General features: G+C 64.3%; 26 protein-coding genes. 7 read left to right on the forward strand and 19 right to left on the reverse strand.

Annotation, left to right across the window (positions count from 1 at the left end; all coding sequences use genetic code 11):
- Positions 1-101: 101 nt before the first annotated feature.
- Positions 102-572, forward strand: a complete 471-nt coding sequence (locus tag SARO_RS03525) for an Lrp/AsnC family transcriptional regulator (protein ID WP_011444366.1) — start codon at positions 102-104, stop codon at positions 570-572.
- Here the strand turns inward: SARO_RS03525 and SARO_RS03530 are convergent.
- Positions 547-1,194 (reverse strand): TetR/AcrR family transcriptional regulator, encoded by a 648-nt coding sequence (locus tag SARO_RS03530; RefSeq protein ID WP_011444367.1) that lies wholly within the window; start codon positions 1,192-1,194, stop codon positions 547-549. The two genes, SARO_RS03525 and SARO_RS03530, sit on opposite strands and share 26 nt — an antisense overlap.
- Positions 1,195-1,247: 53 nt before the next feature.
- Here SARO_RS03530 and SARO_RS03535 point away from each other — a divergent pair, with 53 nt between their 5' ends.
- A complete protein-coding gene (locus SARO_RS03535; protein WP_011444368.1) occupies positions 1,248-2,273 on the forward strand; it encodes an aromatic ring-hydroxylating dioxygenase subunit alpha in 1,026 nt (341 codons plus the stop codon).
- A gap of 70 nt (positions 2,274-2,343) precedes the next feature.
- Here the strand turns inward: SARO_RS03535 and SARO_RS03540 are convergent, their stop codons facing one another.
- The 4 genes from SARO_RS03540 to SARO_RS03555 all read right to left on the reverse strand — a co-directional run bounded on the left by SARO_RS03540 (position 2,344) and on the right by SARO_RS03555 (position 5,495).
- Positions 2,344-2,769 carry a nuclear transport factor 2 family protein gene (locus tag SARO_RS03540; RefSeq protein WP_011444369.1) on the reverse strand — a complete coding sequence of 142 codons (426 nt, stop codon included), beginning with the start codon at positions 2,767-2,769 and terminating at the stop codon, positions 2,344-2,346.
- The gene (locus tag SARO_RS03545; protein WP_011444370.1) at positions 2,769-3,158 is read right to left on the reverse strand and encodes a C-glycoside deglycosidase beta subunit domain-containing protein; all 390 of its coding nucleotides are present in this window, start codon (positions 3,156-3,158) and stop codon (positions 2,769-2,771) included. The genes SARO_RS03540 and SARO_RS03545 overlap by 1 nt, the downstream gene beginning before the upstream one ends.
- Positions 3,140-4,171: a sugar phosphate isomerase/epimerase family protein gene (locus SARO_RS03550; protein WP_011444371.1), complete on the reverse strand. Its 1,032-nt coding sequence runs from the start codon at positions 4,169-4,171 to the stop codon at positions 3,140-3,142. Before SARO_RS03550 ends, SARO_RS03545 begins: the two co-directional genes overlap by 19 nt.
- Positions 4,172-4,262: 91 nt before the next feature.
- Positions 4,263-5,495, reverse strand: a complete 1,233-nt coding sequence (locus SARO_RS03555) for an MFS transporter (RefSeq protein WP_011444372.1) — start codon at positions 5,493-5,495, stop codon at positions 4,263-4,265.
- Between the two features lie 241 nt (positions 5,496-5,736).
- Here SARO_RS03555 and SARO_RS03560 point away from each other — a divergent pair, with 241 nt between their 5' ends.
- The 5 genes from SARO_RS03560 to SARO_RS03580 are packed head-to-tail and all read left to right on the forward strand — an operon-like array spanning position 5,737 to position 10,200.
- Positions 5,737-6,852, forward strand: coding sequence for an FAD-dependent oxidoreductase (locus SARO_RS03560; protein WP_011444373.1), 1,116 nt, complete (start codon positions 5,737-5,739; stop codon positions 6,850-6,852).
- Between the two features lie 23 nt (positions 6,853-6,875).
- Entirely contained in the window at positions 6,876-7,778 is a 903-nt protein-coding gene (locus SARO_RS03565) for a VOC family protein (protein ID WP_011444374.1), read from the forward strand.
- Positions 7,779-7,781: 3 nt separating this feature from the next.
- Positions 7,782-8,939: an alpha/beta hydrolase family protein gene (locus SARO_RS03570; protein WP_011444375.1), complete on the forward strand. Its 1,158-nt coding sequence runs from the start codon at positions 7,782-7,784 to the stop codon at positions 8,937-8,939.
- Positions 8,940-9,398 (forward strand): hypothetical protein, encoded by a 459-nt coding sequence (locus SARO_RS03575; RefSeq protein WP_011444376.1) that lies wholly within the window; start codon positions 8,940-8,942, stop codon positions 9,396-9,398.
- A gap of 22 nt (positions 9,399-9,420) precedes the next feature.
- Positions 9,421-10,200 carry a cyclase family protein gene (locus SARO_RS03580; RefSeq protein ID WP_011444377.1) on the forward strand — a complete coding sequence of 260 codons (780 nt, stop codon included), beginning with the start codon at positions 9,421-9,423 and terminating at the stop codon, positions 10,198-10,200.
- A 16-nt stretch (positions 10,201-10,216) separates the two neighbouring features.
- Here the strand turns inward: SARO_RS03580 and bioD are convergent, their stop codons facing one another.
- The 14 genes from bioD to SARO_RS03650 form a co-directional block, all read right to left on the reverse strand.
- A complete protein-coding gene (bioD, locus tag SARO_RS03585; RefSeq protein ID WP_011444378.1) occupies positions 10,217-10,837 on the reverse strand; it encodes a dethiobiotin synthase in 621 nt (206 codons plus the stop codon).
- Positions 10,834-11,982, reverse strand: a complete 1,149-nt coding sequence (locus tag SARO_RS03590) for an 8-amino-7-oxononanoate synthase (protein ID WP_011444379.1) — start codon at positions 11,980-11,982, stop codon at positions 10,834-10,836. Before SARO_RS03590 ends, bioD begins: the two co-directional genes overlap by 4 nt.
- Entirely contained in the window at positions 11,982-13,052 is a 1,071-nt protein-coding gene (gene bioB, locus SARO_RS03595; RefSeq protein ID WP_011444380.1) for a biotin synthase BioB, read from the reverse strand. The genes SARO_RS03590 and bioB overlap by 1 nt, the downstream gene beginning before the upstream one ends.
- 118 nt (positions 13,053-13,170) lie before the next feature.
- Complete coding sequence (locus SARO_RS03600; protein ID WP_011444381.1) at positions 13,171-13,818, reverse strand: ABC transporter ATP-binding protein; 648 nt, start codon at positions 13,816-13,818, stop codon at positions 13,171-13,173.
- The gene (locus tag SARO_RS03605; RefSeq protein ID WP_011444382.1) at positions 13,815-14,612 is read right to left on the reverse strand and encodes an ABC transporter permease; all 798 of its coding nucleotides are present in this window, start codon (positions 14,610-14,612) and stop codon (positions 13,815-13,817) included. Before SARO_RS03605 ends, SARO_RS03600 begins: the two co-directional genes overlap by 4 nt.
- 1 nt (position 14,613) lies before the next feature.
- Positions 14,614-15,666 (reverse strand): capsule biosynthesis protein, encoded by a 1,053-nt coding sequence (locus SARO_RS03610; protein WP_143004766.1) that lies wholly within the window; start codon positions 15,664-15,666, stop codon positions 14,614-14,616.
- 101 nt (positions 15,667-15,767) lie between these two features.
- Positions 15,768-16,526: a class I SAM-dependent methyltransferase gene (locus SARO_RS03615; RefSeq protein WP_011444384.1), complete on the reverse strand. Its 759-nt coding sequence runs from the start codon at positions 16,524-16,526 to the stop codon at positions 15,768-15,770.
- The gene (locus SARO_RS20100) at positions 16,523-18,607 is read right to left on the reverse strand and encodes a glycosyltransferase family 2 protein (RefSeq protein ID WP_143004767.1); all 2,085 of its coding nucleotides are present in this window, start codon (positions 18,605-18,607) and stop codon (positions 16,523-16,525) included. The genes SARO_RS03615 and SARO_RS20100 overlap by 4 nt, the downstream gene beginning before the upstream one ends.
- Positions 18,604-20,610 (reverse strand): methyltransferase domain-containing protein, encoded by a 2,007-nt coding sequence (locus SARO_RS20105; RefSeq protein WP_011444386.1) that lies wholly within the window; start codon positions 20,608-20,610, stop codon positions 18,604-18,606. The genes SARO_RS20100 and SARO_RS20105 overlap by 4 nt, the downstream gene beginning before the upstream one ends.
- The gene (kdsA, locus tag SARO_RS03630; RefSeq protein ID WP_011444387.1) at positions 20,603-21,454 is read right to left on the reverse strand and encodes a 3-deoxy-8-phosphooctulonate synthase; all 852 of its coding nucleotides are present in this window, start codon (positions 21,452-21,454) and stop codon (positions 20,603-20,605) included. Before kdsA ends, SARO_RS20105 begins: the two co-directional genes overlap by 8 nt.
- Positions 21,451-22,473, reverse strand: a complete 1,023-nt coding sequence (locus tag SARO_RS03635) for a KpsF/GutQ family sugar-phosphate isomerase (protein ID WP_011444388.1) — start codon at positions 22,471-22,473, stop codon at positions 21,451-21,453. The genes kdsA and SARO_RS03635 overlap by 4 nt, the downstream gene beginning before the upstream one ends.
- Before the next feature lie 253 nt (positions 22,474-22,726).
- Positions 22,727-23,722 carry a polysaccharide biosynthesis/export family protein gene (locus SARO_RS03640; protein WP_234007405.1) on the reverse strand — a complete coding sequence of 332 codons (996 nt, stop codon included), beginning with the start codon at positions 23,720-23,722 and terminating at the stop codon, positions 22,727-22,729.
- Between the two features lie 278 nt (positions 23,723-24,000).
- A complete protein-coding gene (locus SARO_RS03645) occupies positions 24,001-25,761 on the reverse strand; it encodes a glycosyltransferase family 2 protein (protein WP_011444390.1) in 1,761 nt (586 codons plus the stop codon).
- The gene (locus tag SARO_RS03650) at positions 25,758-26,711 is read right to left on the reverse strand and encodes a hypothetical protein (protein WP_011444391.1); all 954 of its coding nucleotides are present in this window, start codon (positions 26,709-26,711) and stop codon (positions 25,758-25,760) included. The genes SARO_RS03645 and SARO_RS03650 overlap by 4 nt, the downstream gene beginning before the upstream one ends.
- Position 26,712 lies beyond the last annotated feature (1 nt).

Below are 26,712 nucleotides of genomic sequence, written 5' to 3' on the forward strand. Positions count from 1 at the left end.
CGCGATCATATCATCCAGATGCAAGGCGTTCCGACCTATCCGGCGCCCCCGGTGAGGTGAAATGTCTTTTGATTGGCCAGTCAAAGGTCTAAAGTCCGGACATGGGCAATCATGATAGGCAACTAGACCCCTTCGACCGGAAGATCATCGATCTGCTGTCCCGCGATGGCCGGATGCCAGTCACCGAACTTGCCGAAAGGGTGGGGCTTTCGAAGACCCCCTGTCAGGTGCGGCTAAAGCGCCTTGTCGACGATGGGGTGATCAAGGGGTTTCGGGCAGTAGTGGACATGGCGCGGCTGGGGCTGGAGCATGTGGCCTTCACCGAAGTGAAGCTGTCGGACACGCGCGAACAGTCGCTGGCGGAGTTCAACCGCGCCGTGATGGCGATCCCCGAGATCGAGGAATGCCACATGATCGCGGGGAATTTCGATTACCTGCTGAAAGTGCGCACTGCGGACATCCGGCGGTTCCGCACGGTCCTCGGCGAAAAGATATCGACCCTGCCCAATGTCGCGAACACATCGACCTTCGTGGTGATGGAGCCCATCAAGGAGCAGTCGGCAAAGGCCTGAGCCGGCATCCGTCGAGGAACAGGCGGGCGCAGCGGCGCGCGTGTTCGGCGATGGCCGCTTCGTCGAATCCAGCCTCGACTCGGTAGAGCCGCCGACTGACCATTCCGGCCAGCGTCAGGTCGAAGAACGACAGCGCATCGCGGTCCGGTTCCATGCAGGACAGAATGCCTGCCTGAGTCCATGCATCGAGCCGCGCGGCCACCAGCGCGTTCAGGGGATCGACGGCGAGCCTGCGGTAGGTGTCGCCCACTTCTGGAAACAGGTGCCCTTCGGCAATCGCCATGCGCCCCACGAAGATACTCTCGTCGGTCAGTATCCAGGACAGTGCACGCTGGGCGAAGCGTTCGAGCCAGCCTTGCGGGTCGTCGGCATGTGCATCGTCCATGACTACCGCATCGCGCCAGCGTTCGGCGATGCGACCGACGACAGCCTCGAACAGGGCGCGTTTGGTGGGGAAATGGCGGAACATGGTCGGTTTCGAACCGCCGAAGCGTTCGAGAATGCGGTTCGTGCTCGCGGCGGCAAAGCCTTCGGCCATGAACTCGGCCTGCGCTGCATCGAGGATACGCGCGCGCACGACTTCCGGATTTCGGCTCACAGGGCTTTTCAACTTCGTGGCCATCGCTATAAAGAAACCAACTGGTTTGTTTGATTCGACATACGGGGAGAATGGCGATGAGCGTGTTCCTTCGCAATGCCTGGTACATGGCGTGCTGGTCGCACGAGGTGCCGGAGGGGGGATTTCTCGCCCGCCGCCTGCTGGACAAGCCCTGGGTGATCTGGCGCAAGGCAGACGGGACGCCGGTGATCATGGCCGATCGTTGCCCGCACCGGTTCGTCCCGCTTAGCCGTGGGCAGCGCGATGGCGACATGATGCGGTGCGGCTATCACGGGCTGGCCTTCAGCAGCAGCGGCGGCTGCGTGCACAACCCCTTTACCGATGAAGCACTGCCGCTGGCGCGGGTCGAGGTGCTGCCGGTGGTAGAGAAGCACACTGGCCTGTGGTTCTGGCCGGGGGATGCCGACCGAGCAGATCCGGCGCTGATCCCCGATTTCGGTTTCCTTGACGTCGAACGCCCGCTCCATCGCGGACACCTCAAAATGGATGCCGGCTACGAGCTGGTGACCGACAATCTGATGGACCTCAGCCACGCCGAATTCATTCACCGCGACAGTTTCGGCGTGAACGGCTCCTTGCTGACTTGCGGCCAGCACGAAGTGGTGCAGGACGAGGGCGGGGCAATCTGGAACAACTGGACGATGCCGGATTCCGAGCCGCCATCCTGGGCCGTGGCAATGCTGCCCGAAGGAGCCCGGACCGACCAATGGCTCCATATGCGCTGGAATGCGCCTTCGTGTCTTGCGTTGTTCCTCGGTCTTGCTCGGTCGGGAACCGATCGCAAGGACATGGTCGTGCCGCCGATGGCAGACCCGCACATCCTGACGCCGGAGACGGTGACATCGACGCACTACTTCTACACCCACGAGCCGACGCCTGAAGCACATGCGCTGCTGGAGAAGGCCTTCCTCGAGGAGGATCACCCGATGCTCCACGCACAGCAGGAGGCTATGGGCAGCGCCGATTTCTGGGACTTGCGCCCGGTGGTCCTGCCTTCCGATGCGGGTGCAATCCGCGTTCGGCGGCGGATGATGCAGCTGCGACGGGCTGAAGCGGGTCTGGAGGAGGAGGCTGCCGCCTGATTGGCAGGCAGCATCTCGGCCTCGCTCGATGCAAACGGTTCTAGGCAATCGACCCAGTCAGGCCGACTGCCTAGAACATCGGGTGTGGATTGGCCGACTTTTCCGGGATTGGCTGGATCACGTCCCAGTGCTCGACGATCTTGCCGTCCTTGAGACGGTAGAAGTCCGCGACCGCAGCGCCACGCGCCTCGGGGTTTGGCCGGGCGAAGATGTGGATCGCGGCGAGATCGCCGTCGACCAGGATCTTGCGAACCTCGAAGCTTCGGGTGTGGTCGGAGAACATCGGCTGAAGCAGCGCAATCGCGGCGTCGCGCCCGTCGGGAACGCCCGGGTTGTGCTGGATGTAGTCCGGCGCGACGTAGGCCTCGAACGCCTTCTTTACATCGCGTTCGACGTAGAACAGTCGAGCGAAATCCTCGACGATGCGGCGGTTGTCCGGAGCAGCGGGGCCGTTGCCCAGAAGCGCCAGAAGGGCGAGGGCAACGGCGCGGCGCATCAGGCGACCTTCACCGTCTTCTCGTCGTTGTTGAACGACGGGAAGGGCAGATAGGAAACGCGCAGCTTCTGCTGGAGCGTGAGCGTGTGCTCGCCCGCCGGGAAGCCGCCGGGCAGGTCGACGAGGATCGTTGCCGGAGTGCCGAATGCCCAGCGGCGGTCGAAAGCGGTCTCCATCTCGTCGAGGGTAAGCGGACCGGGGCCTTCGTCGAAGCGGATGGCGGCACGCGGGAGAACCTCGCCGTCGATGCCGACGTTGAGCTCCTCGATCATCGATAGGCCGAGGCCGCGATAATAGCCGAGCTTGGCCTGGAACGAGAAACCGGTGGGTGCGTCTACCGGGCCGGTGTTGTGCACGGTGGCTGCGTCGATCAGGTACTTGTCGAACATAAGGCGGCTTCCTTCCCGGCGTGTCTTGCTTCGGATTGGACGATCAGGCGTTCGAACATCACGTGCTGGCGACGCACCTGTTCGCGGCTGTCCACCTCGTGGACGTCCTGGATCCAGCGGTTGCCTTCATACTCGCTCGACAGGGTTCCTTCCCATCCGCAGCCGACCAGAGCGTCGATCACTTCGTCGTAGGCGATCGACGGGTCTGTGCAGTCCTCGTCCATTTCGTAGAACTTGGCCTGGATGTGGTGGAAATAGGGCGCGTAGTCGGCGATCCGCTTCGGATTGGCGTAGGGCGCGTGGCGCAGGGTTTCGGCCATGGCAACCTCGGCCTTGTTGCCCCCCATCTTCACCGCGACTTCGTAGATCGTGTACTCGGCCATGATCTTGGCCTCGTGCTGGTCGACGATGAACTGCGTAACTTCGGGGCGGGCGCCCTGCCGCTCGAAGCGCGCGCGGAATGCGGGCGGGTAGTGCTTCATGAAGATGCCCATGTCGGGCAGGATGCCGAGGTGCTTCGTGCCGAGGCGGTCCGCTTCTTCGATCGTGCGCAGGATCCATGCGTGCTCGAGGTGCCACGGGGCGTGAACCTCGACGCCCATGTGGACGTCCAGCTCTTCGGCATAGGGCACGCAGCGACCAAGGATGTCGGGACGCACGAAGACCAGGACGCGCATGTTGCGGATGCCCAGCCGGTTGCAGAGCCTGAGGTCGCGAACGATGCTTTCGACCTGCTCGTCGTCCGACATGAGCCGGTCCTTGCGCAGCTTGGTGTCGAGGAACATGTCATAGGCGGTGAAGTGGCAGCCGTGGCGGGCGACCATGGCCTTCCATTCCTCCACCTGCGCGTCGGACAGGTTCGGGAATGTCGGCATGTTCTGTTCGGGCAGGATCTCGATCCCTGTCGCGCCGATGGATGCGGCGAAGGACACGCAGTCCTCCACGTTCATGCGGCCGAGGAACAGCTCCTCCTGGAAGGAATAGAGGCTGACGCCCCGCTTGATCTTGGACATTGGAGACTTTCCGGTTTGGACAGACTTGGCCGGTTTGGACAGACTTGGCCGGTTCGGACGGACTTGGCCGGCTTGGACGGACGTGGGAATGTCAGGCCGTGGCCAACTGCGGTTGGCGCGGGGTGACGATGAACCAGGTGACGGCAGCGATCACGAGGCCGAGCAATCCGGCAATCACGAACGCGCCCTGCATCGAGCCCGCCGAAGTCCGCGCGACGCTGACGAGCAGCGGCGAGACGAACTGGCCGAAGAAGAATGTCGAGGTCCAGACGCCCATGCCGCGGCCCCGGTGCTCGAACGGCAGGTAGCTCTGCGCCCAGGCGATCAAGGTCGGGACGGCCATGCCCGCACCGGTCTGCTGCAGCGCCATGCCCGCGACCATGCCTTTCCAGTCGCTTGCGGAGCCGATGACCGCAAGGCCTGACCCAAGGAGGCAGAGGAATACGGTCAGCTGGATGCGCGGGCCGAAGCGGCCGGTGGCCCAGAAGATAAGCGCGCCGACGATCACGAACATGCTCGGGATGGTCGTAAGGCGGCCGATTTCCGCCGGGTCGGACACGCCCAGTTCCTGCCAGACGATTCCGCCATTGATGATGAAGACATAGTAGAGCGCGCCGCCGAACAGGGTGACGACGCTGAACAGCAGCACACCCTTCCACGGGAACGGGGTGCTCGCCGCCGCGCCGATGCCAAGCATCTTGCGGGCGGTCTCGTCGTTCTCGGGCTCGTAGATGAAGGCAAACATCGCGAGGAACGCGACAAAGCCGACGCTGTAGATCAGGAACACCGAGTCCCAGCTCATCGACGCGAGGTAGCCGGAGGTGAAAATGACCGCACTGCCGAAGAACGGACCGATGATTCCCTGCAGGGACAGCCAGCGGTGGCGCCCCGCCTCGTCCCAATAGTCGCCGATGAGGGTGTTGGCCGTGGTCAGGATGGCGGCCTCGGCCACGCCCAGCAGAAGGCGCGACGCATAGATCTGGTCGAGGTCCTGAAGGAACATCGGCGCCATGCCGATGAAGCCGTAGAGCCCGGTTGACAGCAGCAGAAGGCGACGACGTCCGAACTTGTCGACCATCAAGCCCGCGAAGAGCGCGAGAATCGCCACGGTGAGTCCTGGAGCAGATACCATCGCCGGAACCTTGGTCGGGGCGGAGGGATCGCTGGCGAAGTGCGAAATCATGGCCGGAACGGCCGGGAACATCGAGACGATCGCGATGATAGGCAGGAAGCCGGTGAGAACGATGGTGAGGCCCTGTGCGACACCGGGCCTCCGATGGCCACCGGTTTCAATCCCGGTCCCGCCTGTGGTCTGACTGGTCATCGAATCTCCCTCGGCACGCAGGCGCGCACCTTATTAGAACCATTATTCTTAAATCGTATCCTGCCCGCACGCGCCGGAGTCAAGCGAAAGCGATGGATGAAATTCCATAGATTTTAGGCATGCATGGGCATAAAAATTACTTGCTTTATTGATTGGTGTTGCAGCCCTAAGCATCGCCGCATCAGAAATCCGCAGAAGGGAGGGGCCCGCAATCCGTCAGCGCGGTTGCGGGCTGTATGTCATGAACAAGCTCGAAGCCCTGATCATAGGTGCCGGTATCGGAGGACTTTCCGCCGCAATAGCACTTGCCCGAAAGGGATTTTCCGTGACCGCGATCGAGCGTGACCCTTCGTGGTCGGTCTATGGCGTCGGCATCATCCAGCAGTCGAACGTCGTGCGCGCGATGGAGCAGCTTGGCGTACTCGACAGCTTCCTTGATGCGGCCTGCGGCTTCGACGCGGTCGAGATCTTTGCTCCTGACGGCACCAAGGTTGCCCGCGTTCCGTCGCCGCGGCTGGTGGAGGGCAAGCCCGCCAACGTCGGCATCGGCCGCCGTGCGCTTCAGAAGGTGCTGGGCGACAGCGCCAAGGCGCTGGGCACCGACTTGAGGCTCGGCCTGACTGCCGAAAGGATCGACGATGACGGGGAGAAGGTTGCCGTTACCTTCTCCGACGGTTCAACCGGCAGCTATGACGTGGTGATCGGCGCGGATGGGGTCTATTCGCAGACCCGCTCGATGATCCTGCCCGACGCGGAAAAGCCGCAGTTCACCGGACAGGCTGTGTGGCGCTACAACTTCCCGCGTGCGGAGGGCCTCGACGCGCTGCAGGTCTACAACGGGCCGACCGGAGTCGGGCTCGTGCCGATGAGCGCGGACGTCATGTACATGTACGTGACAACCCCCGAGCCCGACAATCCGCGCTACCCCACCGAAGGCATTGCCGCCGCGATGCGCGGCAAGCTTGCCAATTGCAGCCCGCAGATCCGTGCGCTGGGCGAACAGATCACCGACGACGAGGGCGTGGTCTACCGTCCCCTCGAAGGCATGATGGTGCATGGGCCCTGGAGCAAGGGTCGCGTCGGGCTGCTCGGCGATGCGGTCCACGCCACAACGCCACACCTTGGACAGGGCGCCGGCATGGCGATCGAGGATGCACTCGTCCTGGCAGAGGAGCTTGAACGCCACGACGACGTCGAGGCCGCGCTCAAGGCCTATCGCGACCGCCGTTACGAGCGCTGCCGCTACATCGTGGAATCCAGCCTCGCGATCTGCCTCGGCCAGCTCGGCAAGGCGCCGCCGGTCGACAATCACAAGGCGACTGCCGAAATGTTCGGCGTCGTCTCGCAACCCATCTGATCCCAGCTTCAAGGAAGATCTCAATGAGCCGCGTGACCGAAATCCGCTATGTCGGATATGGCGTGAAGGACTTTGACGCCGAAAAGGCGTTCTATGCCGATGTCTGGGGCCTGGAACCAGTGGGCGAGGATGCAAACAACGCCTGGTTCAAGGCACAGGGCGCCGATGAGCATCACGTCGTCCAGTTGCGGCGCGCCGACGAGAACCGCATCGACGTCATCGCGCTTGCCGCCGACAGCCGTTCCGATGTCGATGCCCTGCGTGCCAGCGTGGAAGCGGCCGGGTGCAAGGTCGCGAGCGAGCCGGCCGTGCTGGCCACGCCCGGCGGCGGCTACGGCTTCCGCTTCTTCTCGCCCGATGGCTTGCTGTTCGAAGTGTCGAGCGACGTGGCCAAGGGGGCAAAGCGCGATCTGGCACGCTGGGAAGGCGTACCGGTAAAGATCAGCCACATCGTGTTGCATTCGCCCAACCATCAGGACATGGTGAAGTTCTTTACCGATGTGCTGGGCTTCAAGGTTTCCGACTGGCTCGGCGACTTCATGTGCTTCCTGCGCTGCAATTCGGCGCACCACCGCATCGCCATCCTGCCCGGGCCGCCGTGCCTGAACCATGTGGCCTACGACATGCTCTCGGTCGACGACATGATGCGCGGGGCGCACCGCCTGAAGGTCAAGGGCATCGACATCGGCTGGGGCCCGGGACGCCACACTGCGGGCAACAACACCTTCAGCTATTTCGTGACGCCTGGCGGTTTCGTCACCGAGTACACTTCGGAGCTGGAAGAGGTCGATTTCGACACGCACCAGTACAAGGTGCACGTGCCCGCGCCGATGGTCATGGACCAGTGGGGCATCGGCACCGGCGGCCCGCAGACGTTGCCGCACCCGCACGCCAACCCCGGCCTGTTCCAGACGGCAGAGGCCTGATCCATGGCGCTCTACGAACCGTTCCCGAACTACATCTGGAATCTCTCGGTTTCGATCGCGATGGAGAGCGGCGGGCAGATCGGCGAAATCGTCGACATGTGCCAGCCGATTATCGATGCCGCCTCCAACGGCGGCGATGCCGGCACGCCGCAGTTCATGAAGCAGTGGGCCGCCTATGGCGACAAGCTGATCGCGCTTGCCGCCGAGGACGAGGCTAGGGGGCGCATGTTCTCCGCCTCGAACAAGCTCGAGCGGGCTTCGCTCTACCTGCTGGTGGCAGAGCGCATGCAGGGTCATGGCGCACCGGGCCGCAAGGAGAGCTATGCGAAGGCGCGCGATGCCTTCGACAAGTCCACCGCGCTCGGCAAGATCAACCGCGAGCGGGTGGAGATCCCGCTCGGCAAAGGCACGATGCCCGCGCTCTACACTCGCGCGCCGGGCAACGGCCCACATCCGGTTGTCGTTTATTGCAACGGCCTCGATAGCTGCAAGGAGCTGCTCTACTGGAGCCGCCTGCCCGAAGCGCTGGCCCGGCGCGGCATTTCGACAATCTGCGTCGACCAGCCCGGTTCGGGCGAGGCCCTGCGCCTCCAGGACCTGCCGGTAGACCCGCATTCGGAGAACTGGGCCTCGAAGGCGGTGGACTGGCTGGAGCAGCAGCCCGACGTCGACCCCAAGCGCATCGGCATGACCGGCATCAGCCTCGGCGGCCACTTCGCCCCCCGCGCCGTTGCCTACGAGCCGCGCTTTGCCTCGGGCGCGGTATGGGGTGCCAACCACAACTGGCGGGAGGTGCAGGACAAGCGCCTCAAGCGCGAAGGCGAAAACCCGGTGCCCCACTATTGGGCGCATGTGATGTGGGCGTTCGGTGCCAGCGACATGGACGATTTCATGGTCAAGTCAGAGGACATGAACCTGAATGGCCACATGGACCGGATCAAGGTGCCGTTCCTCGTCACCCATGGGGCCGACGACCGCCAGATCAGCGTTTCCTACGCCGACGACCTCTATGACCAGCTCGTCAATTCGCCGCGCCGCGAGAAGGTGATCTTCACCGCCCGCGAAGGTGGCGTCGAACACGTCGGCGCCGACAACATGGCCTATGGCCGCGACTGCATTGCCGACTGGTTCGCCGAGACGTTGGGCGGTACGACTGCCTGAATGCAGCCATCAGCCTACATCCGCCGCGAGACCGCCGTCAGCATCGTCATCAACCTGGTGTTGAGTGCGCTGTTTTTCATGGCGGTTTTCGGGCGGAGCGGGTCGGTGCCGGTCTGGGGTGTAGGGAGCTATGTCTTCGACTTCGGCCCGCAAGGGTTCATGATCGCGCTGATGGCGACGCTTGTGCCTGGCCTGCTGGCGCGCAAGGCGCGGACGAGCGGAAAGGTCGTCGCGATGGGCGGTGCGGCGCGGCTGCCAGCGAACATTGCCGTGCGGGCCATGTTCTGCGGATTGCTGGGTGCCGCAACCGGTATGGCCGGCAGCGCCCTGGTCGTTGCCCCATGGGGCGTCACGCACCTCGACTGGCTGACAGCCCTGCTGGCAAAGCTGGCGTTCGGTGGCACCCTTGCCGCTATCGTCACGCCTGCCGGGCTTCGTGCCGAATTGATCAAGCGCTGAAGGGCGCAAGGGAGAACATGCCATGACCCGCCGTTTCGTCGACCTTTCGATCATGCTGGAGAACGAGGTCGTCACCGATCCGCCATTCATGCGCCCGCATATCGAGTACCAGAAGCATGGCGACACGCTTGGCGAACTGGGCTTCTTCTTTCCCGGCGTGACGGCTGAGGACACACCCGATGCAGCCGGGTTCGCGGCGGCGGAGAAGGTGACGCTGACCACGCACAACGGCACGCACCTTGATGCGCCGTGGCATTTCCATCCGACGCAGGATGGTGGCAAGCCGGCGATGACGATTGACGAAGTGCCGCTGGAATGGTGCTTCCAGCCCGGCGTGAAGCTTGATTTCCGTCACTTCCCGGATGGTTATGTGGTCACGGCGCAGGACGTCGAGGACGAACTCAAGCGCATCGGGCATGAGCTGACGCCGCTGGAGATCGTTCTGGTCAACACCGCAGCGGGCAAGGCTGTGGGCAATCCGAACTTCGTCAACATTGGTTGCGGGATGGGCTACGAGGCCACGATGTACCTCACCTCGCGCGGGGTCCGAGTGACCGGGACCGACGCATGGAGCTGGGACGCGCCGTTCAGCTATACGGCTGAAAAGGTCAAGGAAACCGGTGATAAGTCGCTGATTTGGGAAGGCCACAAGGCCGGTCGCGACATCGGCTACTGCCATCTCGAGAAGCTGCACAACCTGGAAGTCCTGCCTGCCAGCGGCTTCACGGTCAGTTGCTTCCCCCACAAGATCAAGGGTGCATCCGCCGGCTGGACCCGGGCCGTGGCGATCTTCGAGGATTGAGCGGGCGGGGCCCGTCCTAGGCGAAATCTTCTACCCGGAAGCCTTCGGCAAAGGCCTGTGCGAGCGCGGGCCGGTCGAGCTGGCCGAGCATCGGCAGGCGGCCTAACCGCCTGACTTCGCCCATGGCGCAGATCGTGGCCTCGCTGTCCTCCACTGCGTCGCCGACGAAGGCTACGCCGTGGATCGGCACCCCGCGCGCGCGCAGCGCCTCGATCGTCAGGAGCGAGTGATTGATCGTACCAAGCCCGGTGCGGGCAACGATCACGACCGGCAGGTTCCACCAGGCGAAGACGTCCGCATAGGTCGTGTTGCGGGTGACGGGAACGAGCGCGCCGCCCGCACCTTCGACTACCAGTGGCCGGACGTCCGGAAGTGCGATGCGGGCCAGGTCCAGCACCACGCCGTCAAGCTCCGCCGCGCGGTGGGGAGAGCAAGGCGTGTTGAGGCGGTAGGATTCGGGCAGGACATGGCTGGCGGGAACCCCGGCGAGCCGTGCCACGTGATCGCGGTCTGCGCCGTCTTCGAGCCCGGCCTGGACAGGCTTCCAGTAATGCGCGTTAAGCGCGCCTGTCAGCGCGGCGGAAAAGATCGTCTTGCCGACGCCCGTGTCTGTGCCGGTGACGACGAAAGCGGTCATCGCAGCGCCTCTTCCAGTGCTGTGCCAAGCGCATCGACGTCGTCGCGCGTGGCGTTGAGCGTCAGCGAGATGCGCAGGCGGCTGGTGCCTTGCGGCACTGTGGGTGGGCGGATGCCGCGCACGTCGAAACCGCTTGCCTGGAGAGAAGCGGCGACTGCCATGGTGCGCGCGTCTTCGCCCAGGATTAGCGGAAGGATCTGCGAACCTGTTGGTTCGGCGCCGTGGCGGACGAGTGCACGTTCGGCGTGGGCTACGAGCGTACGCAAGTTCTCGCGGCGCTCGGGCTCGTCTGCCATCATGCGCATCGCCTCGCGCACTGCGGCGCATACGAGCGGTGAAGGAGCGGTCGAGAAGATGAAAGGACGGCCCCGATTGACGAGGAAGTCGCGGACGACACGCGGCGCCAGGACGAGGGCACCTTCACAGCCCATGGCTTTGCCGCAAGTGCGCAGAACAATGGTATCGGCCCGCCCGTCAAGGCTGGCGGCAAGGCCGCGTCCATCGACGCCGAACACGCCCGTCGCGTGGGCTTCGTCGATCAGCATGACCGCGTCGTGGCGTTCCGCGATCTGCGCCATCTCGGCAACCGGTGCCATGTCGCCGTCCATGGAATAGAGCGTCTCGAACGCGAGCCAGACGCGGCCGGTGTTGCCCTTGGCGCGCCAGTCAAGCGCAGCATCGTCGAAGCTCTGCGGATCGTTGTGGGCGGCACTGACGCTGGTGGCGCGCGTCAGGCGCAGGCCCTCGTGCATTGAGGCATGGACCAGTTCGTCATAGATAATCAGGTCACCGCGCTGCGGAAGAGTGGAAAGCAGTGCAACATTGGCGGCGTAGCCTGACGAGAAGAACAGGGCGCTTTCCGAGCCGAAGAAGCGGGCGGCTTCCGTCTCCAGCAACTCGTGTTCGGGATCATTGCCTCGCAGCAGCCTCGATCCACCCGAACCCAACGGCACACCCCGCGTCACGGCTTCCTGCACTGCCCCTGCCAGTCGGGGCGAGGAGGACATGGCGAGGTAGTCGTTCGATGCGAAGTCCACCCCGCGCCGCGGAGCGAGCGAGCGCAGGCGCGCCTTTTCGCCAAGCGCTGCAAGGTCGGCGGTGTGCGCCGACCACAGGTTGCCGGTGCGGGTGGTGCTTTCGGCCATTACGCCGCGCAGCCTCCGGAGCAGCCTCCGACGGACTTCATCGCCCGCATGGGTTCCTCGCCTTCCATCGGCTTGAGACCGAGGCGCTTGAACATGGCGGCATCGGCATCGTCGCCGGCGTTGGCAGCGGTAAGCAGCTTGTCGCCGGTGAAGATCGAGTTGGCGCCTGCCATGAAGCACAGCGCCTGCGTGGCCTCCGACATCGATTCGCGTCCGGCGGACAGGCGAACCATAGAGAGCGGCATGGTGATGCGCGCGACGGCCACGGTGCGAACGAACTCGATGTCGTCGATCTTCGCGAGCGGGGTATCGGCCAGCATGTCGCCCAGCACGGTGCCCTTGATCGGGACGAGGGCGTTCACGGGAACGCTTTCCGGATGCTGTTCAAGCGTGGCGAGGGCGTGAACGAAGCCGACGCGGTCGGCGCGAGTCTCGCCCATGCCGACGATGCCGCCCGAGCACACGTTGATCCCGGCGTTGCGCACGTTGTCGAGCGTCTGCAGGCGGTCCGCAAAAGTGCGGGTGGTGATGACTTCCTCGTAGCGTTCGGGCGAGGTGTCGATGTTATGGTTGTAGTAGTCGAGACCCGCGTCGGCGAGCTGCGCTGCCTGCGAAGGCGTCAGCATGCCAAGCGTCATGCAGGTTTCCATGCCCATCTCGCGCACGCCCTTGATCATGGAGATGATCGCCGGCATGTCTCGGTCCTTGGGGTTGCGCCAGGCGGCGCCCATGCAGAAGCGCTTGGAGCCATTGTCCTTGGCCTGCGCGGCGGATTGCAGGACCTTCTGCACTTCCATCAGTTTCGTCGCCTCGACGCCGCTGTCTGCCTTCACCGATTGCGAACAGTAGCCGCAATCTTCAGGGCACCCGCCGGTCTTGATCGACAGCAGCGTGCAGAGCTGCACCTCGCCTGCGCGATGGTGCGCGCGGTGTACCTCGGCAGCCCGGAACAGGAGTTCGGTGAATGGCAGGTCGAACAGCGCGGCGATTTCCTCGCGCGTCCAGTCGGTGCGGACGGGGGCGTTGCCGGTTCCAGCCGATTCTCGCTCAAGAAGCGCGGTTTCCTGCACGTTCGGAATCCTTCCAGTGAATACGTAGGCGGGGCCCATAGCGTAAAACTTTGGCCAGCGCGCCTGCGAATTCAAGCGGGAACCGCGTGACGAAATCTTGCCAGGGTCCAAGTTGCGGTTACAGCGCCTCGTAGTGACGAAGGGCAAGGTCTATGTCGTCGTGCATCGTACCCCGCCCATCGTGCAGGACCATGGCGCGCGTGCAATGCTCGCGGATCAGGGCGGCGTTGTGCGAGGCAAGGATCAGTGCTCGGTCGGACCGCTTGCCGAACAACTCGAGCCTGCATTTCTCGTGGAAACGGTGGTCCCCCACGAGAATAACTTCGTCGACAAGATAGCAGTCGAACTCGATCGCCATGGAAAGGGCGAAGGCAAGACGCGCGCGCATGCCTTGCGAGTAGGTCTTGACCGGGGCCCGCAACTGGCGGCCAAGTTCGGTGAAGTCCTCGACGAAGTCGGCGATGTCGCGGTAGGACATGCCATAGATGCGGGCGATGAAGCGCGCGTTATCGTAGCCGGTCAGGCTGCCCTGAAAGCCGCCGCCAAAGCCGAGGGGCCACGACACCGTCATGCGCCGCCGGATCGTGCCCGCCGTCGGAAACTCCACGCCGCCAAGCAGTTTGATCAGCGTCGTCTTGCCCGCGCCGTTGCGACCGAGAAAGCCCACATGCTCGCCTCTCGAGATGGCGAAATCGAGCCCGCGCAGGACCTTGCGTTCTCCGTGCCCGGCGGCGTACGTCTTGTGGATCATCTGGCAGGTGATCATTCGACCGCCATGGTCCTGCGTACGCGGCGTGAGAGAGCCAGCCCGAGGCAGGTCAGCCCGATCGCCCCGGCCAGCGGGTAGCCGGGACTGTAGTGCGGCCACACCAGATGACCGAACATTCCGAAGCGCATCATTTCCATGCCATGGACGAGCGGCGACCACGCCAGCCAGACGCGCGCACCGGGCGTGAGCCAGGCCATGAGGTGGAAAGCCCCCGAAAGCGGTACCATCACGTAGGTCGTGACGGGAATCAGCTTCTCCACCAGTTCATGCATCTGGCTCAGCGGCGCGATCACCAAGGCTACGGCAAAGCTGATAAATGACCAGTAGCCCCATCCCAGCATGAACAGTCCGAGGTCGTGCGGCATCGGGAACAGCCCTGCCAGGAACAGCACTGTGGCAACCAACACGTAAGCCATCATCGCGCCGACCAGTTCGATGAGAAAGCGGGCCAGCACAAGGTCGAGGATTTTGACTTGCCGATGGTACAGCAGGCCGTGATTGGCGCTCAGCACCCCCGTCGCTCGGTTCACCGCATGGCGGAACAGCACGAGCGGTATGTACCCGCTGACCGTGAACGCGATGATCCCGATACCGTGCTCTTCCGGACCTCGCACAAAGCGCCACAGCAGCGCGACCAGCACGGCAAACAGGGCGGGCTCGGCCATCATCCATAGGAATCCGATGTTTTCGCGGCCGAACCGTGTCGTAAGCTCTCTGATCAGGAGGGCCTTGATGACGCGGATCTGGATCTTCCAACCGGCAGACAGGCTTGGAGTGTCGAGGCTGGGCATGTCAGTCCTCCGGAGCGTGTTCGAGAATGCCTACGACGAACATCCAACCGATGAACCAGAGACAAAGGATGCCAGCGGCAATCGTCAGCGTGGATTTCAGGCGTCTCGGATAGGCTGCCTTGTCGGGCCGGTTCGGTTCGACCACGCGTTCGAGGTAGTACTGCTGGCGCGTGGCCGAATTGCGGGCCTGTTCCAGCGCGGCCTGGGCGGCAGCAAGAGTCTGCGTGGCAAATTCCTGCTCGGCCAGAAGGGTTTCGTAGGGTGGCAGCTTCGATGCAATGGCGCCGTCGGCCCCCGCTATGCGCTGCGCCAGCGCATCGATCTCGGTACCAAGCGCGGCGATGCGTCCGCGCAGGCCCGGGATGGCGGGATTTCCCGGAGTTGCACCCCGCATCTGGTCAAGGCGCGCCTGAAGCGCTGCCCGCTCGGACGTGAGTGCCGTCATCACGGTAAAGACGCCGCCCGCTTGCCGTTCCGGGTCCATCAGTTGCTGGCGATTGCGATAGGACATGAGATTGTGGCGCGCTGCCGCCACCCGCGCTTCCGCTTCCGCAACGCGCCGCCGGGCCTCTCGAACCGCCTGCCCATGCGCGCGCTCGTTCAGGGCATTCACAAGCCTTTCGCCCAGGGCAAGGAGGTTACGGTTCATTGCCTCTGCCTGCGCGGGGTCGAACGCCCGCACCCTCAGCACCGCAAGCCCGCTCTCGGGGTCTGCATAGGCTTCGACCTTGTCGCTGTAGAATTCGTAGAGGTTCTCGAAGTTCAGGGGGTCCTCGAAAGGACGCGGGAAACGTGACAGGCGGTCCGTCCCCGGACGCGCGTAGGCTGCTCGTACGTCGACACTGCCCAGCAGGGCCTGCAAGGCGTTGCGCGAACGGAGATAGTCGAGAACCGCGCTTGTCTCTTCCTGCCCGCGCGAGATGCCGCTGGTCTGGATCAGGTTGGCAAGGGTAGATACCTGCGGTCCGCGGCCTTCGCTGCTTTTGACCACGAAGCGCGATTGTGAAACGAATTCGTCCGATGCGATGGCGGAATAATAAAGCGTCGCCAGCATGATCGGCACCGCGACCAGTAAAGCGAACCATCGATGCCTGAGCGGGATGCCCGCGAGCCAAGCGCGGATGCGGCCAGGGCCTGCGGGTTGCCGGGCAGCCGTCACGGCCAGCAATGCCCGGCGCTTTCGATGATCGGCACGACCGGCAATTTCATGTCGAGCCGTCGCAGGAGCGCGCGCCGATTGGCGTCGCTTTCGGCCCCCCGGACGACGGCGATATCCACGAGGATCTCTGCAAAAACAGGTATTTCGAAGCCGACCGCCGGCTTGGGGCCCAGCGTTTCAACGTATTTCTGGCTGTCGAATGGCGCATCGACGGGTATCACCATCTCACTTTCGGAATCCGCAATCGGACCGCGTCCGTAGATGCCGAACGAGGCGATTTCGCCTTTCGCCAGCAGGTCACGGCAAATCTTGTGAAAGTCGAGCGATGTCATCGCATTGCGGTGGCCTCGCCAGTCGGACCAATAGAATTTCAACCCCTTCGACAGCAGATAGCCATCGGCATCGAACCAGGGCTGGCGGACGTGGACGAAGGATCGCGCGATGCGAGCCGCCTTGCGAAGGAACATGCCGGCGGCCTGCGTGGAAAGCAGGTGCTCAAGGAAATGCGCCATGGTGACGAAATCCACCTGCTTGCTTTCCGGCATCTTCAGGATGTCGCGGACGATCGCCTCTTGCCCGCGATTTTGGGCGAGTGCGACCTTGGCCTCGTTTATATCTATGCCGACACCCTTCAGTTCGGGCAGGAATCCGGCGATGAACGCCAGGTTCCCGCCTGAACTGCAGCCGAAGTCATAGTAGTCCGGCGAAGTGGCGCCTTCGGCATCAGGCAGGAACAGGTCTGCGAATTCGTTCATGCAGGTGTCTCCGGTGTGGTGACGGCGAACAGGCGGGCCGCGGCAGTGCGCAGGCGGCCCAGGTGCGGGTTCTGCTGCATGGAGCGAACCGCGCGAGCGACACGCTCGTCGCCGTGCAACTCGCGGATCTTTCCGTTGCCTCTCTTCATGAGGGATATCCGGCGATCGCTTTGGTAGCTCTGCGACTTCTCGTGGAAGACGTACGTGTGCGTGGCGATTGCCAGCCCGACACCGGCGTCGGTGGCGCGCAAGCAGTAGTCGTTTTCCTCGCCGTACCCGTCCGGAAAGCTGTCTTCGTCGAGGTATCCAATCCGCTCAACGGCTTCTCGGGTTACGGCGAAGCAGAACCCGTGCACGAGCGGAACCCGGGGCAGGAAGTCGGCGGGCGCCATGCGTTCGCACCAGGCGTCCATGTCGGCGGCGGACCAACCGGGCGGCAAATCGTTGATCGCCGTCTGGTCGTGCCGGCTCTGGTGTTCGGGAATGGATTGATGACTTGCGGCACTGGACATCGGACCGACAATACCGACGCCCGGATTGGAGAACGCGGCGTCGAGCAGCTTTTCGATCCAGCCGGGTGCCACCACGGTATCGCTGTTCAAAAGGATTGCCATGTCGGCATCCATGGCTTTCAGGCCCTGGTTGGCGGCACGGGTGTAGCCTCCCGCCACAGCGTTGCGGATCAGCACGGTGTTCGGGGTATCCGCCGCAAAGCGCGAAACGAGTTCCGCGGTGTCCCGGCCTGAACCGTCGTCGATTATTATGATGCGATGACGGTCGGGGTTCTGGCCGGTGCGCACGGAATCAAGGCAGCGTGCCACCATCTCGGGAGCGTTGTGCACGCAGACGATGACATCGGCCCGGCGCGCCGATTGTGCAGCGATCCGCTCCGCGCGCACTTCGGCGAACGTCCGTTCCCGCGGGCGAGGGAGGCAGACGCCAGGCTCGGCCGGATTGAACTGGGACCGGTGATGCATCAAGGCGAGCGCCGGGTGGTCGCGGACGCTGTGCGGGCGCTGGGTCAGCGCGAGCCACTCGACGCCTGTCTTGTGCAGGGCATAGTTCAGAGACAACTGATCCCGGCGCGATCCACTCTCGATCTGCGCCCACCAGGTATCGAGCAGCGGTGCGAGTGATGGGTGGCCGAGCCGGAACATCAGGAGATTGCTCTCGATCAGGTCCTCGCAGTCGAATTCTTCGCGGCGGTAACGCTGCATCTGGCGGCGGATCGTCGCTTCGTCATCCTTGCCGCGTTTCATGCACTCGACCGCTTCGGCGTAGACCGATTGGCGCAACGGGTGCGGCACCGCTCCGAACGCGAGCCCGGACTCCTCGAAACGCTGAACGAGCGGAAGGAGATCTCCCCTGATCAGGATGTTGCCATCGATCCACACGGCGATGCGATAGCCGCCCAGCAGCATGTGTGGGTGCGTCTTGATGAAGCGTGCCGCCCGGACGGTGTCGCAATCGAACCAGGGGGCCTGTCGCGGTTGGTACACATACCGAGGCTTGGGCGCGTCGCTGAACAGCAGGTAGTCCGCCCCGGGAATCAGGTGCTCGTGGTGGTTGATGCTGTCGTAACTGCCAGTGATCGCACTGAAGATGGCGATGCCCCGGCCCTGGGCGTCGGGACGCGCGCTGTCCTTCGACCATTGCGCTGCGATGCGATCGAGATCGGCGGGCGGGAGGAAAACATAGGGCCGATGTTCGCCAAAGGTGCTGGCGTTGACGTCGGTCTCTGTCGAACCTCTGGACGGCGCGGCGAGTATCGTGCCTGACCGCCCTTCGTCGCGTCCTGCCAGGAGGAAGTGAAGCAGCGGATTGATGCCGGCCTGCGCGACATCCGGATTAGCATCAAGGTAGCTGCGCGTACTGAAGCGCGGAGACGGGTTGCGGCCAAGCCGCGCTCCCAGCCACAGGTAGTGGACCGCTGGCGGCATCTGCAGGCTTTGCACGTCGGGGTATTCGGCAAGATACCAATCGGCGTCGAACAGATCGCTGGCTTCCAGACTGGCGGCATTCGCGTGCGCCTGATCCATGGCCAAAAGCCCCTGATCGAGAGGTGACGCCGCTTCCGTCAATGTCCGTCTCCCGTTGCGCTCGAGCCGAACAGGCGTCCTTCCTTCAGACCATGTATCAGGTAGTGATGCAGCGCATCCTGCCCGGCCGCTGCGACATCGGGATTGGCGCGGAGATAAGCCTCTGCGTCGAACAAGCCCTTCTGGCGCAAGGTCGTGCGCAGCCGGGAGCTGACGTTCCGGCGAACGAAAGGCAGTCCGATACGAGGCTGGGTCGCCATCAGGGCTTCTCCGACCACTTCGGCCAGCATCGTTGCCACTGTCGGCAATTGCGGTGGCGGTGCGGCAGGCCGTTCAGCGTTGGCAAGAAGCTTGGTCAGCGCGACGATCTCCTCGCTTCGAGCGGCAAGGATCCGGGCGGCCGTCGCCTGCTCACCCTTGATGCGGCTTGTCTCCGCAAGAGCGTCCTCGCGCACCTTCGCCAGCGACTGCCGAACGGTCGAAAGCTGGGCCTCGGTTTCCCGGATAGTTGCCTCTGCGGCGCGCCGCGTTTCTCTTTCCTTGGACAATTCTGCTTGTTGCAGGGTCAGTTCGCGTTGCCTGCGGTGCACTTCTTCCTCCAGTTGGCGAGCAAGTGACAGGCGCGCTTCGCGCTCGGCCTCCGTCTTGCCCTGCGCTGATCGCAACTGAGCGGCGCGTTCTTCCTTGAGATGGGTGAGCGCGGTCGTCGCATCGGCCAGGGCCTGCTCCAGCCGGGCCTGTGCCTGCCGGGAACTGTCTTCCACCTCGACGAGACGTTCGGACAGGCGCTGCGCGTCGTGCGCCAGGGTTGTCCATAACCAGTCCGCCCGTGCCCGTTCCTTGCGTTCCCGTCGCAGCGCACGTTCCGCCACGGCCATTTCCCGCTCCCGTGCGGTCCTCTCGGCCGCCAGCCGGAACACCCAGCCTTCGGCCTCCGAGAGCTTCTCTTCCATCCTTCGGGCCGCCGTATCCATTTTCGCAAGCCGATCGAGAAGGCAGTCTCGCTCGGCCAGCGAACGCTGCAGCTCTGCCAGGAGTTGCGAGAGTTCTTCTTCCCGCTGGCGCAGCGTACTTCGCGTTGCGGAAAGTTCGTGTTCCGTGTTGCCCAGTTCTGCCCTGATGCAAGCGAGGTTGCCCTCAATCTCGGCCTGTTCTTCCGCACTCTTCGCCAGCTGTTCACGTAGCAACGCCTTTTCGGCTTGCGCGGTCTCGACCGCGGCAGCCAGGGCCCTGCGCTCTGCCCGTTCGGCGCTCAACAATGTTTCCGCGCTAGCGCGGCTCTTTTCGGCAGCGCGAAACTGCGCTTCGATCTGCGCTACCTTGGCTTCCAGTCCACCGATTGCCAAGGCAGCCCTCGCATCGCTTTCGCTTGCGGCGGACTTGGCGTGAGCGCATTCGCTTCGGGCTTCGTCGAGGAGCTGCATGTCTTCGGTGATCGCCACGGGGCGGACCAGCCCCGGTTCGCTCCACGTCGAGACGTTCACGCAGTCGACCTGCGTGTGAAGCAGGCGCATGGCGTGGTCGGGGGCCGGTTGTCCCCGGCGGAACACGGCAACGAAGTCGTTCCACTCCTTCTGTCCGCGCGCGGCCACGAAGCTTTCGACCAGGCTGATGTCGCGGCCCTTGCGCTGTGCCCAGGCGGCAAGCGCCCGACCGCTATCCGGGTAGAAGCGCCAGTTGTCCTGGGGGTAGCGATGGATGCCGCCGTTCGAGGGAGCGTTGATGTAGACGTAGCCTCCTGGCCGGACCTTGTCGGCCATTTCCAGGAACGTTTCCCAGAATGCAGGATCGTGCTCGAAGACAGAACTGGCCACGACCGCGTCGAACGCACTGTCGGGGACGGGCAGGGCCTCTCCCGGTTGCGCGACGATGTCCACCCCTGGACCTGGCACGAGATCGATGCCGACCCACCGCGTGGTCGGAAGGGCATGGTCGCGCAATGTGCCATTCACGATTAGGGCGCCGATCTCGAGCACGTCGCAATCGGCCAGGTCGAGGTAGCTTTCGAGGAACCGGCCGCCGACGCGGTACGCTGTGTCATGCATCGGTCAATTCCTTGCGCTCAGCCCGTCTGGCGGCGTCGATTTCGACGAGGACGCGCATCAGCGGTCCCACATCGGCGAGCGCGAGGCTGTTCGGTCCATCCGAAAGCGCCCGGTCGGGATCAGGATGACATTCCAGGAAAAGACCGTCGACGCCCACCGCAACCGCGGCGCGGGCCAATGTCGGCACATGGCGCCGCTGCCCACCCGAACAGGAACCGAGCGCCCCCGGCAACTGGACCGAATGGGTCGCGTCGAAGATCACCGGACAACCGGTCGCCCGCAGTTCGTCCAGTGAACGCATGTCGACCACCAGGTTGCCGTAGCCGAAGGCGGTCCCTCGCTCGCATACCGCAAGGCTCCCCGCGCCATGCCCGGCGCGCTGCGATGCCATGCGCGCCTTGTCTACGACCGCCAGCATGTCGGCTGGAGCCATGAACTGTGCCTTCTTGAGATTCACCGGGCGCCCCGTCGCCGCTGCTGCTTCGATCAGGTCGGTTTGCCGCGCCAGAAACGCCGGCGTCTGCAGGAAGTCGACCACCTCCGCCACCTCGGCGCAATGGCCCGCCTCGTGCACGTCGGTCAGCACCGGAAGGCCGCTTTCCCGCTTCACGCTTTCGAGGATGCGCAGGCCGCGCTCCAGGCCCGGTCCGCGAAAAGATGCCGCCGAGGTCCGGTTGGCCTTGTCGAAGCTTGCCTTGAACACGATCGCGATGTCGAGCTTGTCTGCCAGGCGGGCAAGCGCCTCCGCCATGCCAAGACACAGGTCCAGCCCCTCTATGACGCAGGGGCCCGAAATGAGGAAGGGCCGCCGCCGCCGCTTCATTCGTTCGAATCCCGCGTTCATGCCGGCCACGCTCCCGACGTGCCGAGGTTCCGAGCGCTGACGACGCCGATCGGCCTGCGATCGTTCTCGCCCGCAATCACGAGGGCCGCATCGCTCCCGCCGACACCCAGGTTCCGGGCGATTTCGTCCAAGGGCGTTTCCCGCCTTGCGACCCAGGCGTGGCGGTTCATCAAAAACCCGGCCCGCTCCCCGGCGAGGTCGCGGGCCACGGCTGGCAGCCTGTCCGCCTCGATCACGCCGACCAGTCCTCCACCCAAGGCGACCACGCCCGCGATTCCGAGGCCTGATCGCGCCATGCACAACAGCACTTCGGGCATCGGGTCCTCGACCCCCACCAGCGGCAGGGCGTCGGTTCGCATCACGTCCTCCGCGACGCGGAGCCGCTCTCCGATCGGGCCTCCCGGGTGGAGCAGCCTGATGCGCTCTACCCCGATGCCGCGCGCGCTCATCACAGCCACGGCAAGCGCATCGCCCAGTGCCAGCATCATCGTGGTCGATGTGGTTGGCGCAATGTTGACCGGGCATGCTTCGGGGCCATCGGGAATGACGAGCGCGATGTCCGCCACCCGCATCAGCGGAGAGTCCGGCCGGGCCCCGATCGCCACGATCCTTGCCGAAAGACGCTGCGCATGGTCGACTAGGCCGCGCAGTTCCATCGACGCTCCCGAATTGGACAGCACGATCAGCACGTCCCCGGGGCACAGCATTCCAAGATCGCCATGCATGGCCTCCACCGGATGAATGAAGCACGCCGGACGACCGGTGGACGATAAGGTGCTGGCTATCTTTCGGGCGACGTGGCCCGATTTGCCCACCCCGCTCACGAACACGCGACCGCCGCCGGAATGCAGTAGACTCACCGCAGCGTCGAACGAGGCATCCAGCGCCTCGGCAAGTGCAGCAAGCCCTGCGCTTTCCGCGATCACGACCTCACGACCGATCTTGCGGGGCGGAATCGATCGGGTGACCGCCTCTGTCGCGACCGGCTCGAAGGGATCGCTGTCGAACCTTGTTTTCATTTGTTGTTCCGTTCCAAGCTGCACCCAAACTGATGTGAGGCTTCACCCCTTCCTTTCGGCAAGCACCGGCTGTTCGGAAACGGGCGCATATCCAGTTGCACGCGCTGGCTGCCCTTCGGTTTCTGCCATTGAGGCCGGACCGCGCCCCCGCCAGCCAAGGTCGCTGGTGCGAGCACCTTGTCGCGGCTCCCGCTTGTCAGGCCCCAATCCGGATTGCTCGAAAATCGAGCAGACTTGAGCGCTGTGGAATGTTTCATCGGGCCAATCGCTCTACCGTGACGACCGGCGCGAAGAGCTGGCTGATGAGCTGGATCAGCTTGCCCGGCTGGTTGGCCCGGGCATTGCCGATATACAGCACGTCCCTGTCCGTCATCGCGAACCGTTGCGAGATGAAGACGGCACCTGGGCGCAGCATGTCGAGATGGAAGACGACCGGTTCCTCCGAGCCATCCTCGCGTCTCTCGAAGCGGAATACGAACACGGCGGCGGCATCGCCCAGATCGGGATTGGCACCGCCTGCCAGTGCAACCGCTTCCGCCAGCGACATGGAAGACCGGGGGAAGCGGAAATGGTCTACCTTGTTCGGTGCGCCCATGACCGCGAAGGTCAGCGGCTGGCTGACGAGCGTGATACGGTCGCCGGGGTAGACGGGAATGTCTTGGCGATCATCGGCCAGAAGGTCGTTCAACCGGATTTCCCAGGTGCGGTCCTTCCTCGATAGCCGTGCGACTATGTCCTTCGCATCGCCCTTCTGCCCGCCGGCAAGGGCAATCGTCTCGGCCAGAGTCTCGCGGTTCGTGGCGAGGACCAGTCGTCCCGGCCGGGCGACCTCCCCGCTCAGGATCACGCTGTTGGTGATCGATTGCTGGACCGACACCATGACCTGCGGGTCCTGCGACATCGGTTGCAGCGCTTTGCGGATGATGGCCTGCAGTTCTGCCGTGGTGTGGCCCATGGCGCGGACTTGCCCCACGAAGGGCAGGCTGATCCTGCCTTCGTCATCCACGCGAACGGGAGGGAGACGGGTAGATCTGGCGGCAGCCTCCGCTCCTCCAGCAGCCATCGGGTTCCCGCCGCCTTCATTTGAGAACAGGGCCACGCCTGCTTCGTAGATCGCGATGTCGAGTACGTCGGCCGGTCCTACGAGGTCGGTCGGGGGAGGCGCCAATCGCATGGGCATGCCGGGCGCGAAGGCACTAGGTGCAGGCAGTGCGGAAAGGCTGTCGAGCGTGACCAGGCGGTATGGCATTGCCGCGCCGGGCGCCTTTGCCGACCTGACGATTGCTTGCCCGGTTGGCCCGCTTGCCGGCAGCGCGGCGCAACCGCCTGTCGCGCTGCCGGCAAGCAGGGCGAGAATGGCCGCATGGCAGCTGCGCGCCCCGCTCCCGCCATCTCCTCGGCCGCCCCGATATCTGCTGTTCCGGTACATCGTTCGTAACGTAACAGTGACGATTGCGTTGCGGTGCCGAACCAACTCCGAACCCGACCAACTTGGCCATTGTCCGCTCCGATCCCGATGCAACGCAGTCAATAATCGAGGATATAGGTTTCGCTGGAGCGCTTCAGGCGCGGGTGGTGCAGCGGGTCCTGATACCGGGCTGTGCCCCACCGGCCTTGCAGTACCGACAACTCCCGCATGTAGCGGTCACGCTGGTCCGGCGCGAAATCCTTGCCACGGGACTTCGATTCATGGTGTACCATCACCGCCTGCGGACAATAAAGGTTGCGCCACCCCTCCCGCTGCAGCTTCAGGCAGAGGTCGACGTCGTTGAAGGCGATCGGCAGCCCCTCCTCGTCCAGCCCGTCGACCGCGAGGAACTTCTCGCGCTTGACCACGAGGCAGGCGGCGGTGACGGCGCTCACGTATCTCTGGACATGGGCCTGGGCGAAGAAGCCCGCGCCATCTGCGCTTTGGAAGCGATGCGCATGGCCTGCTGCCTCTCCCATTCCGACCACGACGCCTGCATGCTGGATCGTGTGGTCCGGATAGAGCAGCATGGCACCTACAGCGCCCGCTTCCGGTCGGGATGCCTGCCGCATCATCTCATGCAGCCATGTCCCCTTGATGACTTGCGTATCGTTGTTCAGCAGGCAGACGTACTCTCCCGCAGCTTCTCGGACCGCCCGGTTGTTCAACCTGGAATAATTGTAGGGGCCCGGTGCCGACAGGACCCTCACTCGCGGGTCGGCACTGTGTTCGCGGATTAGTGCCAGCGCTTGCCGATCGGTGGTCCCGTTGTCGACCACGAGGATTTCCATGGGCGCGTAGAGCGTGTCGCGCAAAAGGCCGTCCATGCAGGCACGAAGAAGCCTCGGCTGGTCCCGCGTAGGCACGATCACGCTCACCAGTGGCAAGGGATCGGGCAACGGCCAGGCGACGCGGACCGTGCCGAACGGGCCTGCCGTTGCGATCCCGGCTCGATGCGCGACGTGCTGCGCGACAATCGCCCGGATGGCGGAAGCATCCGGAGCGTGATCGTCGACGACGTGGGCAAGGATATGGGGAACGCGTACTGCCGTGAAACCCGGCGTTCGGCTCAGTTCAAGGAGAAGGGCATAGGCAGCGCAAGACCCGCCGTCGAGCCGCAGCGCCTGTGCCTCGTCCTCACGGATTGCCAGGACTTGCGTCACATAGTCCTGGGCGAGGATCATTTCCGCGTTCCATTGCGGCTTGAACCATGGCGTGTGCCTGCGGTTCAGACCCGCGAGATGGTCGTGGTCGCCAAAGATGATCGTGGGATTGCCGCTTCCACGAATGGCATCGGCCATGCGCTGGAGGGCGCTGCCGGAAAGGATCGCGCCCTGGTGATGGGGCACGACGTAACCGCCCTTTGTCTCCAAGGCAGGGTACGTCTCCTTGAGGGTCTCGCCGTCCCCCATCGAAGGCAGCAAGCGAATGCGGGGATCATCCGGCAAGTCGGGCATGGTCACGTCTGCGCCCACGAAGATGTTCGCGGTCCAGTACGGCCAACCCTGTGCGATCAGCGCTTCGATTTGTCGGCGGATAATCCGGGCGGCGTCGTCGTCAGGCACGCAGATCAGCACGTTGAAGCGCGGCGATGCCTGCCCCGAAGCCCGGTCGGCCGGGCGATCCTCGGGAAGATCCGCCCCCTCCACTTCCGCGATCCACCGATCGTAGGCCGTCCCCGGCATGGTCAGCACCAGGTGCAGCCGATTGCGCGCCCGCACTCGCTTGCCGGTTGCGAACCAGAACGCTGCCACCAGCGCCCGGACGGGATCGCGGAAAAAGGCGATGCAGAACCCGCCCAGAAAGCTGCGCGCGCTCATGCCGCCAGAACCTCGATCCAGAACTCGCGCTGGTGAACTGGATCAAAGAGGAGCCGCAGCGTGCTGGCGGCCGAGCCGACAATGTCTGCGGCGCGCGCCCGATCGCGCACGAGATCCCGGATCGCGCGTTCCCACGCGCCTTCCGCGTCGCCCACGCAAATGCCTGCGTCGTCCAGTTTTCCCATCGGCCCCCAAGCGCCGCTGCAGATGCCGGCCGCTCCCACGATGGCATGTTCCGCAAGCTTGTTCGCGGATCGGGCCGCATCGAATGGACTGTCCGTCAGCGGGTACAGTGCAATGTGGAAACGCTGGCGCGCGATCCAGCGCCGATAGCGCCACCAGCGCATCGGGCGCAGCATCGAAACGCGAGGGTGCTGCTCCAGCGCCGGATGCTCGCCAGGGCGACCGAAGCAGGTGAGGCGGACGTTGGGCTCCGCATCCAGCGTGGTGAGCAGGGCGGGTGTGATTTGCATCAGTCCCCCGCGATGACTGCCGCTCCCCAGATGGACCATGCGGGTTTCGCCCTGCGAGAAATGATCCAGGCCTGCGGGTTGATGGGGCCAGAAAGGATGGAGCAGGCGCGTTCCGTTTGCTATCGGATCCAGTACGCTGCGAAGGGCCGGCGAAGTCGCGACCACGAGGTCTGCCCGCTCGATCAGGGGCACTTGCCAATCTGCGTGGAACCGGGCCAGTCGCCCGCGATAATCGGCGGGGAGGTGGCGGCAGGTGCTGCCCGCCGCGATGTCGTCGTCCACCAGATAGACCACCCTGCCGCGCCAGTTCAGCGCATCATGCATCCTCGCGGGCGTATCGCGCCGGATCAGAAGGAGCGTGTCGGCGATGGTGAACGTGTTGGAACCGATCCGGCGGACCGGGCCGCGCCTCCAGGGGCGGTGTAGCCAGTCGGCGCACGCATTCCGGAAATAGAGATCGGTGGTCGGCAGCCCCATG

The sequence above is a fragment of the Novosphingobium aromaticivorans DSM 12444 genome, from assembly GCF_000013325.1.
GTDB lineage: Bacteria > Pseudomonadota > Alphaproteobacteria > Sphingomonadales > Sphingomonadaceae > Novosphingobium > Novosphingobium aromaticivorans.

Bases quoted from the DNA above. Each gene is read 5' to 3' on its own strand.
- SARO_RS03525 (WP_011444366.1), top strand. From the start codon at position 102: ATGGGCAATCATGATAGGCAACTAGACCCCTTCGACCGGAAGATCATC.
- SARO_RS03530 (WP_011444367.1), bottom strand. From the start codon at position 1,194: ATGGCCACGAAGTTGAAAAGCCCTGTGAGCCGAAATCCGGAAGTCGTG.
- SARO_RS03535 (WP_011444368.1), top strand. From the start codon at position 1,248: ATGAGCGTGTTCCTTCGCAATGCCTGGTACATGGCGTGCTGGTCGCAC.
- SARO_RS03540 (WP_011444369.1), bottom strand. From the start codon at position 2,769: ATGCGCCGCGCCGTTGCCCTCGCCCTTCTGGCGCTTCTGGGCAACGGC.
- SARO_RS03545 (WP_011444370.1), bottom strand. From the start codon at position 3,158: ATGTTCGACAAGTACCTGATCGACGCAGCCACCGTGCACAACACCGGC.
- SARO_RS03550 (WP_011444371.1), bottom strand. From the start codon at position 4,171: ATGTCCAAGATCAAGCGGGGCGTCAGCCTCTATTCCTTCCAGGAGGAG.
- SARO_RS03555 (WP_011444372.1), bottom strand. From the start codon at position 5,495: ATGACCAGTCAGACCACAGGCGGGACCGGGATTGAAACCGGTGGCCAT.
- SARO_RS03560 (WP_011444373.1), top strand. From the start codon at position 5,737: ATGAACAAGCTCGAAGCCCTGATCATAGGTGCCGGTATCGGAGGACTT.
- SARO_RS03565 (WP_011444374.1), top strand. From the start codon at position 6,876: ATGAGCCGCGTGACCGAAATCCGCTATGTCGGATATGGCGTGAAGGAC.
- SARO_RS03570 (WP_011444375.1), top strand. From the start codon at position 7,782: ATGGCGCTCTACGAACCGTTCCCGAACTACATCTGGAATCTCTCGGTT.
- SARO_RS03575 (WP_011444376.1), top strand. From the start codon at position 8,940: ATGCAGCCATCAGCCTACATCCGCCGCGAGACCGCCGTCAGCATCGTC.
- SARO_RS03580 (WP_011444377.1), top strand. From the start codon at position 9,421: ATGACCCGCCGTTTCGTCGACCTTTCGATCATGCTGGAGAACGAGGTC.
- bioD (WP_011444378.1), bottom strand. From the start codon at position 10,837: ATGACCGCTTTCGTCGTCACCGGCACAGACACGGGCGTCGGCAAGACG.
- SARO_RS03590 (WP_011444379.1), bottom strand. From the start codon at position 11,982: ATGGCCGAAAGCACCACCCGCACCGGCAACCTGTGGTCGGCGCACACC.
- SARO_RS03600 (WP_011444381.1), bottom strand. From the start codon at position 13,818: ATGATCACCTGCCAGATGATCCACAAGACGTACGCCGCCGGGCACGGA.
- SARO_RS03605 (WP_011444382.1), bottom strand. From the start codon at position 14,612: ATGCCCAGCCTCGACACTCCAAGCCTGTCTGCCGGTTGGAAGATCCAG.
- SARO_RS03610 (WP_143004766.1), bottom strand. From the start codon at position 15,666: ATGCTGGCGACGCTTTATTATTCCGCCATCGCATCGGACGAATTCGTT.
- SARO_RS03615 (WP_011444384.1), bottom strand. From the start codon at position 16,526: ATGAACGAATTCGCAGACCTGTTCCTGCCTGATGCCGAAGGCGCCACT.
- SARO_RS20105 (WP_011444386.1), bottom strand. From the start codon at position 20,610: ATGCATGACACAGCGTACCGCGTCGGCGGCCGGTTCCTCGAAAGCTAC.
- kdsA (WP_011444387.1), bottom strand. From the start codon at position 21,454: ATGAACGCGGGATTCGAACGAATGAAGCGGCGGCGGCGGCCCTTCCTC.
- SARO_RS03635 (WP_011444388.1), bottom strand. From the start codon at position 22,473: ATGAAAACAAGGTTCGACAGCGATCCCTTCGAGCCGGTCGCGACAGAG.
- SARO_RS03640 (WP_234007405.1), bottom strand. From the start codon at position 23,722: ATGCCATACCGCCTGGTCACGCTCGACAGCCTTTCCGCACTGCCTGCA.
- SARO_RS03645 (WP_011444390.1), bottom strand. From the start codon at position 25,761: ATGAGCGCGCGCAGCTTTCTGGGCGGGTTCTGCATCGCCTTTTTCCGC.
- SARO_RS03650 (WP_011444391.1), bottom strand. From the start codon at position 26,711: ATGGGGCTGCCGACCACCGATCTCTATTTCCGGAATGCGTGCGCCGAC.